The following is a 10,236-nucleotide window of genomic DNA, read 5'->3' as shown; positions in this document are numbered from 1 at the left end:
TTTTTTCTTCTCTCAGCAGCTCTAATACTATTTTTGATTTTTCTTCCGGGGTAAAATGTCGTCTTTTCATATTCTTATTATAACTTATTTTTCAACTTTTTGTGTCCAACTTCCTGGGTTCATTATAGTATTAAAGCATACAAAACCTATTATCCGAACCAACCTTTGCCAATTCCTGTGGAAGTAAGGACGGTGAATTCTAACTCAGAAACCAATCAGAAGCCTCAACAGGAACTGCCACAGCAACCGGAACCAACACCTGCACCGGCACCCAAACCGGATGCTCCCCAAACTGTGCCTCAGGAACAGACACCATCACACCAGCCTACAGATGCTAGAGAATTCCAGGCTGGTGTATATGAGATGCTTGAGTTGATTAATGCAGAGAGGGCCAAGGCGGGAGTAGCGCCACTGCAACTGCATAAAGAATTAACGGCGGTTGCACAAGAAAAATCAGAGGATATGGTAAGAAATAATTACTTCTCCCATACTTCTCCAACCTATGGAAGTCCCTTTGATATGATGAAAAAATTTGGCATTAACTATGCTGCAGCTGGAGAAAATATCGCTATCAATTCAAGTATTCAAAAGGCCCATATTGCTTTTATGAACTCCGATGGACATAGAAAAAACATTCTAAACCCTAATTTTACCCATATCGGCATAGGGATTGCAAAAGATCCCACCAATTACAACAGCTATAAAATTACGCAGATGTTTATCAAATCCAGGTAGTTATGCGGCGAAAAGGCAGCCAAGGAATGCAATTCCTTGGCTGATCCAATTTTTTAGAAGGGGAACTAGGTGGTGTGATAAGGTATCTTTGTTAAAGGTTTTGTGGTAGGGCCCTCTACGATGTTTCCTTCATAGGTATATCTGGATCCGTGACATGGGCAGTCCCAGGATTTTTCTGCAGCGTTCCATTGCAACTCGCATCCTAAATGGGTGCAGGTGGTATCTACCAGATGGAGCTTGCCTTCCTCATCCCGGTAGGCGCCAACCCGTTGTCCATCTATTTCCATGATCTTGCCTTCTCCCCTGTTGATCTCTACATCCTCGGGCCAAACAGCAATTTTTCCTGCAATAAATTTTTCTGCCACATCGAAATTTTCCATAATGAAGTTTTTGGCAGAAGCCATAGGGGTAAAGCGTGAAGGATCATAGACAGGGGACCAGGGGTTTTCACCTTTCACGATGAGGTCCCTTAAAATCATAGCAGATGCGGTACTGTTTGTCATACCCCATTTTCCAAAGCCGGTGGCAACATAGAGGTTGGGGGTAAAGGATGTAAGATGACCGATATAGGGCACGCCATCCAGCGTCATGCAGTCCTGGGTAGACCACCGATAAGGAATATCCTCTACGGTATATATTTCTTGGGCAAAGGATTTCAGATTTTCATAGTGATGGATAGTATTTTCTCCTTGGCCGGTTTTGTGGTGATCTCCGATGAACATAACCAGCTCCCCGTTTTCCGTAGGCAAGGAGCGAAGGGATCGGGTAGGTTGTTCTGCGTTGATATACATTCCACCGGGAAAATGCTCCTTAATTTTGGCAGCCAAGACATAGGCTCTATCTGTAAAGATTCTGGCAAAATATAAACCACGTCTGTCATAAAAAGGATAATGGGATGCAATGATTACTTTCTGTGCAGTCACTTTTTTCTTCCGATTGGTAAGTATGATGGAAGGGTTTCCTGGCTGAATATCCATTGCCCGGGTCTGCTCGAAAATATAGCTGTCCTGGCCGGGTATTTCCTTTGATAAAGCAAGCAGATATTTCCTTGGGTGGAACTGGGCTTGGTTGTCGAAACGAACTGCTGCCTTCACGGGAAAGGGCAGGGGAAGCTCTTCCAGATAAGATGCACGAATACCGAGACCGGAGGCTACTTCTGCTTCCTTCGCAATTTTTTCTACATATTGCTCTGATTGGGTATATACATAGGAAGGTTGCCAAGAAAAGTCACAATCAATCTGTTTTTCTTGGATAAGATCCGCGATAAATCGGATGGCAGTTTCATTGGCCTTAGCATACTGCCTGGCTTTTTCTTCACCCTGCTGGTTTTTTAATTTGTCATAGATCAAGGTATGTTGGGAAGTAATTTTGGCCGTGGTGTAGCCTGTAGTTCCTTGAATGATTCTGTCAGCTTCGATGACGGCTACTTTCAATCCGTCTTTTTTGAGAAGCCATGCAGCCGTAATTCCCACCATGCCCCCACCTACGATTGCCACATCTACGGCCACATCTTCCTGCAAAAATGGATAGTCCGTTTGTGGTGTAGAGGTGATCCAGTAGGATTGCAAAGATAATTCTTTGTTCATGGATATCCTCCTTGTAAAAATTCTATTAGCTACAATATCTATTATTATTTATGATTTGCCATGTTTTCAAAAATATCCATGAAAATGGATGAATTTATAAGGACACGATGGAAAAAATCCTGTTCTGCTTTGCAGCATACCATAGCATTGATCTGTATGTTCCATTCGCGTTGATGTAGGTTTTCAGGAATGGTATACTAAGACATATAAAAAGAATTTTTTTCATCCCCAAATGTGTGGTAGCACTCTTTTGTCAAGATGGTATGATTGGGAAAACACCAAAAAATAGAAAGGAAAACTTGAGATTTATATTTTTACGATGAATCGTCAGAAATTTCTAACAAAAGGAGCGATATGGAATGACTCACCTACTCTCTGGGGCCCTTTATGAACAAATTGCAAATGCATTGATGCATACGGATTTTCTTCATAGGCTTTCCCTGCAGCCCAAAATGATCAAGAAATATATAAAAGACCCCCTTTTCATGGAACAGATTGAACGAATGGTTGCCATGAAAACCTATACTTGTCAGGCCGTACTGAAGCTATGTGAAGACATGATGATGGAGATTGCGGAAGGAGATGCTCCCGAAGATTGGTTGGAATATATCTTTCAATATGCCCTTAGCCGATCTTTTCCGGAGGCTGTGGAAATAGAGATTTTAGAAAGGCTGGAGAAGCCCTGCCTTCTTTATTTGCAGGTATTGAGAGTTGTTTCAGTTTTTCAGAAGTCCTCCCAGGACGGTACCTGGCAAAGCATGTATCCTTTGGAGCTGTTGACGGAAGAGGAAGAAGGGGAGTTGGAGCACCCGGAGGAATATAAGACGTTCAAAAAGGTGTTTGACGAAGAATATATTTATGAGATGATGAAGCTAAGCTACGAGGTGAAGGGTTATAGCACCCTGGATCATATCTGTGGTGTCCATTATCTGGCTCTCCATATAGGACGCCAATTGAAAAAGGCGGGAGCTCCCATTGATTTGGGTCGGGTATCGGGGGCCGCAGCGGGGCATGATATCGGGAAATATGGTTGCAGGGGTCTGGAGGTAAAAAGGGTCCCTTATCTGCACTACTATTATACAGGGGAATGGTTTAAAAAACATAATATTGTGTATATCCGGAATGTGGCTATCAACCACTCCACATGGGATTTGGAGCTTGAGAATTTGTCCCTGGAGTCTTTGATATTAATCTACTGTGATTTCCGTGTAAAGAAGAAGGATGGAAAAAAAGAAGGCTCAGGCATGCATATATTTGATTTGAAAGAATCCTTTGATGTAGTGCTGGAAAAGCTGGACAATGTGGACGCGGCGAAGGAGCAGCGCTACCGTAGGGTATATGCAAAGCTGAAGGATTTTGAAGATTATATGCTCCACTTGGGTATTGAATTGGAAGTGGGGAAAGAAAAAAAAGAATTTCTCGGGAAAAGGGAAGGGCAGAAGAATTATGCCTTGATGCAGGGAAAAGAAATTGTAGAAAACTTGAAGTATTTGGCTATTCATCATAATATCGGGCTGATGTACATGTTGCGGGACGAATCCTCTTTAAACAGTATTCTGGAAATTGCCCGCAGTGAAGTGGAGCTGAATCATTTACGGGGATATTTGAATGTGATTGAGGAATATTCCACCTATTTAACTCAAAAACAAAAATTGATTACCATCCAGTTCCTATACGAATTATTAATCCATCCTGAAGACGATATCAGAAGACAGTGTGGGGAACTGATGGGGGCATTGATTGCCTTGTTTGATGAGGAATATAGAAAAGAGGTTCCCAAAGATGTGCAGTTAAAGCCTGCTGAAATACTTGGGGAAGAACTGTTTGGCAAGTATCTTCAACTGATCCTTTATCCGGATCAAAAAATTATTCCCCTCCATCGGCGGTGGATCGGGTATAATTTGAGCAATTTTATATCTTCTGTATTCAGCCACTGCCGTCAGGGTCAGAGAAAAGAGTATACAAAAACCCTGCTTCAGTATTATGAAAATGGGATGCCTGAGGATGTCAATGTAAAGCTGTATCTATCGGAAGGGATTAAACATATTCCCGTTTCTTGCTGCGAGGATGGGCAGATTGGTGCTTTAGCCGATTTTATAGAAACATTGCTCCAGTCTGAAGAGGATATCCTTCGGATTTCGGCTTTGGATGCCATGGGATACCTGTATGACCGACTGAAAAAAAATCATTGTTTTACGGAAAATCTGAAACAGCGTTTGATGAAATATTTGGATGCCTCTGAGGTGGCTGCAGAAAATTATAAAAAGCTGAAACTGGCTGAAAAGCTAGGCGTTGGCAAAAATCAAATAGAAGTTTTAAGGAAGCGGAATGGGATGGATCGAAAGAAAATATCCGATATTTTCTTAAGTAATCTCAAGACGGCGACCCATTGGATTGTCAAGAAAGCCCAGGTGGATTTTATTTTGGATTATACCCTTGAATATGAGATGGGTACAGGACTGCATACAGCCATGCATTATTGCAATCTATTGAAGGTCAGTGCAAGCCAAAGTGTAAGAAGGCGAGCCGGAGAGGCTTTGATTCGCATTGCACCCCATCTTTCCCTAGAACAGAGAAATGATATTGCCGTGGAGCTTTTGAGGGCTTTAGAGATTGAAGGTTATCAGTTTACAAAATATATTCCAAATTATTTGGGCAGGCTCATCCTGTATTTGCAGCCGGTGGAACTGGATGAAATCCTTGATGATCTGATTGAGAAAATCAAGCAGTCAGGACCTCAAATTAATTCCCTTCTTCTTCAAACCGTTGGCATTGCTATTGAACATTATCCGAAATATAGGGAGTTGTTCCGGGAGGAAGAGGGGGCCTATCATAACCGTCTAATTCGGATGTTGGGCATTTTGTTAAACGGGTTGGTAAATTACAATCAACAGACAAAGCAGGTGGCCTTCCGTGTCATCGGCAAAGATATCTTTGGTTCTAAGCATTTAGACTTGGATCAGAAGTATCATATATTCCGATTGGCGGCAAAGAAAGTTCTTACCCTGCTTTCAGATACTGCCGAGGATAAAGAACTGATGTTTTTAAACAGTGCAGCCGGTTTGAACCATATTTACCGGTTTATCTCGGACTGCAAATTCTACCAGGGAGATGTTTTTTTGCAGGTGCAAGAAAAAATTGCATTTTTCCCAGGAACCTTTGATCCCTTTACCTTGAGTCATAAGGAAATTGCCAAGGCCATCCGTGATTTAGGTTATGAAGTATATTTGGCGGTAGATGAATTTTCTTGGTCCAAACGGACACAGCCAAATTTAATCAGAAGAAATATCATCAAAATGTCTATTGCCGATGAGCTGGGGATTTATCTCTATCCGGAGGATCTGCCTACGAATATTGCAAATCCTATGGATCTTCAAAAACTCCGGGAGAATTTTCCCCAGGGGGATGTGCATATTGTAGTGGGCAGTGATGTGGTACTAAATGCATCGGCCTATAGGGAGAAAAAAGAGCCTCATTCTATTCACACTTTCCCTCATATTGTTTTTGACCGCCGGAACGGCAACGATATAGAAGGGGAGGATTATGACCTGCAAGAAGCTTTAAAGGAGATTATGGGAAAGATCGTAAGGTTATCTTTGCCGCCTCAATATGAAGATATCAGTTCTACCCAAATCAGAAACTATATCGATGAAAATCGAGATATTTCTAAACTAACAGATCCTTTGGTGCAAAAATTTATTTATGAAAAGGGACTGTATCGAAGGGAACCCCAATACAAAACATTGATGGAGGCCAAATCGGTTTCTGTGGAAATTGTAGAAGTGGAGGATTTTACTTCTCAACTATTCCGGGAACTATCCGGGCAGTTTTGCCAAAATCCAGAGGAAGCCTTCCTCCGTTTCCACGACTTGTATGAAAAATTGAGCCCTAAGCTGCTTCTATTGCGCAGTATGGGCCGACAGGGAAAGATATTGGGTTTTTCAGCCTTTCACTGGGTACGTTCCAGCATGCTCTATAAAGAATTTAAAAATGAGGCCATTTCCGATCATATTCGCAGAAATGCCATCGGCAGGATCTTGGTGATAGATGGTATTTTTGCAGGAGTTCAGGAGAATTTTGAAAATCTGGAGCAGGTTCTCCTTACGGAGACTTTAGCGTACTGTCTTGCAAAGGATTACAACTATGCGGTATTTAAAAATACCATTGACAGGCATGTACCGCCTAGGTTGTATGAAACCCTGCTTCTCCAAGGTTTTGTACCGTTGCAGGATGAGAATAATACGATTTTGGCTGTTGATATGACAACACCCTGTACACTGAGTCTGGAAATTGAATCGGTGATGAAGGAGCCTTTCCGGAGCAATGAAGAGGTAAAGAAGGCAATTTATCGTTCGAGGAAAAGGCTTCAAGAAGCGATGACCAGGCTGTATCCGGGGAATTTGGTATTATCCTTTGACCGGACGATGATGTATGAGAATCTGATTAAGAAGATTTGCGATATCAATGGAGTACCTACTACGCCTTTGACGCCTAGGAAGCTAGGGACTATGATGTGTGTTCCCTTTGGCATGGTTTTACATGGTTCAATCATTCCCAATACGGTTACTAAATCCCTTCATACGGATCGCCTTTTTGCATCGGATATGAAAACCTACTGCACAGGGGCTTATCCGTACTATCTGAGTCTTGAAAATCAAGTCCGCATGATTCGTTCCTTCAACAGGCCCGTGATCCTTGTAGATGATATTTTGGTGCAAGGGTACCGCCTAAAGGCATTGGATCCTCTTCTAAAGAGGGAAAATGTTCCAGTGGAAAAGGTACTGGTGGGCATTCTTTCCGATCGAGGGAAAGAGTTGATGGATATGCAAAACCGGGAGGTAGATTGTGCCTACTATATTCCTAGGTTGAGGGTATGGGTGAATGAAAGCCTATTGTATCCTTTTATAGGAGGAGACACATTATGGAGGGGTTATTATCCGGAAAGAAACCTCATACCTTCCGTAAACTTTATTTTGCCCTATACCTATCCTGGATTTATCAAAGGGACATCAAAGGAAGCCATATACAACCTGTCAGAAGTTTGTCTGGAAAATGCCATGGACATGATTGCAACCATTGAAAGGGAGTACCAGAAAATCCATGAGAGAAAATTTACTTTAGCCCATCTGGGAGAAGTTTTTGTATCGCCCAGGTATCCTGATCATGGAAGGGATATGTATTACGATATCAATCTTCATCCATCTCATTATTTGAAGAATGATATAGAGCACTTGCAGCGATTAAAAAGAATGTGTCTGGAATAGGGGGCGAGGCAGATGTTTTATTATCAATTGGGAGAGAAAATCTTGGTTTCTTTTTCATCCTATGGGGATTTGCAGGAGATATCGGAGAATGCTGCAGCCCGGTGCCAGGGAATGCTTTATTTTGTGATGGAAGGAGACCTAGGGAAGTGGCGAAGAAGTTTTTGTCTGTCGGAGCCCGGTTTAATGTTTCTTAAGGAAGAAGGGATTCATTTGCTGAAACGGCAGGAAGGCTGTGGAGAAGGACTTCCTCCGTGGCTTCTGGCCAAAATACGGGAAGGAAAAGTAATGGGGCTTAACCGGAGCTATCCTAGCTGGAAGGAAGTGCTGTGTCAGTCTTTACCCCAAAAATGGAGGGTTCATGTTTTTGGTCTGGGGGATGTGGGAGGAATCCTTGTCACAGGGTTAAGACTGCTGGGGGGAGACAGTATTTCTCAAATTGGTATTTATGACCGCAAGGAGGAAAAGGTAAGACGGTGGGAGTATGAGGCAAACCAAATTTTATCCCCTGTCGAAGGACAGTTTTTTCCGCCGGTGACAGGCATTGGAAAGGAGGAATTGTTTGACTGTGATATGTTTGTATTTTGTGCCAGTGCCAAGGTGCCTGCCGTTGGGGAAGATGCCAAGGATGTGCGCATGGTGCAGTTTGAGGGAAACTGCGGCCTTTTGCAACCCTATGCCCAAATGGCGAGGGAAAAGGGATTTCAAGGAATATTTGCCGTAGTTTCCGATCCCGTAGATCTCCTTTGCAAATCTGTTTTTATAGACAGCAATAAAAAGCCTGAAACAGGAGCAATGGATTATAAGGGGCTGGCCCCTGAACAAATCCGTGGCTATGGCTTGGGGGTTATGCATGCCAGGGCTGCCTATTATGCAGGACAAAACCCTAGAACCCGTCATTATCTCCGGGAAGGGCGAGCCTATGGCCCCCATGGAAAGGATTTGGTGATTGCCGATTGTATTGAAAACTATAATGAAGATATATCCATGTATCTGACGGCGAAGGCTAGAAACGCTAATTTGGAGGTAAGGGAGACAGGTTTTAAGCCATATGTTGCCCCTGCCTTGTCTTCCGGAAGCCTGTCCATCCTTGCTACCATAAGGGGAGATTGGCACTACAGCGCCACTTTTATGGGGGGTGTGTATATGGGCGCAAGGAATCGGCTGACGGCTGCGGGGACAGAAGTGGAAAGGCTTCCTCTGCCGGATTCCTTGATGGAGCGGCTGAGGCAAACCTATGAAAGGCTGGCTGAAATCATATGAATGAGGTATATGTCCTCATGCCGGGGGAGGTATCGGATCAGCTTCTGCGGATGGCAGAAGCAGCCACTGCCGGCATGAAAAACATTGTGATACGGGAGGCAAAGAACCTTCCCGATCTGAGAAACAAAAAGATAATCTTTGCTGTACAGTTGAATCAAGCGGGATATAATATCGGATTTTTTCAGATGTTGTCCGACCTGTGGCTTCGAGGAAGGGATGCTCTGGCCGGTGCTGAGGCGGTGATCCTGATCCATAGCCATCATGAGCTTTTTACCAAAAGCATGGCACAAAATATTATCTTTATGACCAATCAATTGGGATGCCGGTTTCCGGGCCATCCCCTGGTGGAAGCTACGGGAAGCTTGGAAAATTTTAGGACATGGCAAAAAAATCTACATAAGCCCCTAGAGGATATTTGCCTAGAGCTTTGTGAGAAACTGGGGAATCATTTTATTCAAGACCAACCCATGTTGATTAAGAAGCCCAAAATACTAGTGCTTCATGCCAGTTCCCACAGCACTTCCAATACTCTGATGCTGTGGAATATGGTGAAACAACATCTAGAAGGGCAAGACATACAAGAACTCCATGTGGAAAATGGTACCATTATTGATTGCAAGGGATGTTCTTATACCACCTGCAAGCATTTCAGCAAGCGGAATTCCTGTTTTTATGGGGGGGCCATCGTGCAGGAAATTCTGCCTGCCATCGAAAGGGCCGATGCAGTGGTATGGATTTGCCCCAATTACAACGATTCTGTTTCTGCCAAATTGATGGCTGTCATCAACCGCATGACGGTTCTTTATAGAAGGACGAAGCTTTATCATAAAACCATGTTTGCGGTCATTGTATCAGGCAATTCAGGAAGTGATTCTGTGGCCAAGCAACTGATTGGCGCTTTAAATATTAATAAAAGTTTTCGGTTGCCTCCCTATTTTGCAATCATGGCTACGGCCAATGATCCAGGATCCATTCATGATGTACCGAATATAGGAGAAAGGACAAAGGACTTTGCCCAAAATATTCTGCAAGAGATTAAGGGGTAGACGATGGTTGATTCCCAAAATTGTTGAGGGTATGAACTAGCTGGTGCAAGCCAGCAATTTTTTTATAGGAATGCCCCTGATGTATAATTTTCTCTGTAGGATTTTTGAATTTTTCCATTGGCGTTTTTCCCTCTACGGTTCTGCGGCTTTCCCATGAAGCGTGTATCCAGGGTGCCGTGACGGAGGACAAATTTTTTTAAAAAATAGAGATAAGGGTTCCTATTTTATATAGTACAGGATGGATCTGAAAAAGTACATTCATAATGATTTTTTCATAGTGTTGCAGCATATCAATACAAAAGGCTTTTGCGGAAAAGGAAGGTTTCAGCAAAAGCCTGGGCAACA

The 10,236-nt window shown here is 43.0% G+C and carries 5 protein-coding genes; 4 read left to right on the top strand and 1 reads right to left on the bottom strand.

Annotated elements, in window-relative coordinates:
- The first annotated feature begins 192 nt into the window (after positions 1–192).
- Positions 193–735 (top strand): CAP domain-containing protein, encoded by a 543-nt coding sequence (locus tag AN619_RS16260; protein ID WP_068554600.1) that lies wholly within the window; start codon positions 193–195, stop codon positions 733–735.
- A 65-nt stretch (positions 736–800) separates the two neighbouring features.
- Here AN619_RS16260 and AN619_RS02025 read toward each other — a convergent pair whose 3' ends face one another.
- Positions 801–2,321: an FAD-dependent oxidoreductase gene (locus tag AN619_RS02025; protein ID WP_068554598.1), complete on the bottom strand. Its 1,521-nt coding sequence runs from the start codon at positions 2,319–2,321 to the stop codon at positions 801–803.
- Between the two features lie 359 nt (positions 2,322–2,680).
- On the opposite strand from AN619_RS02025, the gene AN619_RS02020 reads away from it, so the two are divergent.
- The 3 genes from AN619_RS02020 to AN619_RS02010 are packed head-to-tail and all read left to right on the top strand — an operon-like array spanning position 2,681 to position 9,891.
- A complete protein-coding gene (locus tag AN619_RS02020; RefSeq protein WP_068554596.1) occupies positions 2,681–7,585 on the top strand; it encodes a nicotinate-nicotinamide nucleotide adenylyltransferase in 4,905 nt (1,634 codons plus the stop codon).
- 12 nt (positions 7,586–7,597) lie between these two features.
- On the top strand, positions 7,598–8,845 hold the full coding sequence (locus tag AN619_RS02015) for a Rossmann-fold NAD(P)-binding domain-containing protein (RefSeq protein ID WP_068554593.1): 1,248 nt from the start codon (positions 7,598–7,600) through the stop codon (positions 8,843–8,845).
- Positions 8,842–9,891: a flavodoxin family protein gene (locus AN619_RS02010; protein WP_068554591.1), complete on the top strand. Its 1,050-nt coding sequence runs from the start codon at positions 8,842–8,844 to the stop codon at positions 9,889–9,891. The genes AN619_RS02015 and AN619_RS02010 overlap by 4 nt, the downstream gene beginning before the upstream one ends.
- The last annotated feature ends 345 nt before the right edge of the window (positions 9,892–10,236 follow it).

The organism is Thermotalea metallivorans (genome assembly GCF_001562415.1).
Classification (GTDB): domain Bacteria; phylum Bacillota; class Clostridia; order Peptostreptococcales; family Thermotaleaceae; genus Thermotalea; species Thermotalea metallivorans.
The sequence above is the reverse complement of the archived record's forward strand: the minus strand, read 5'-3'. Positions and strand labels throughout refer to the sequence as shown.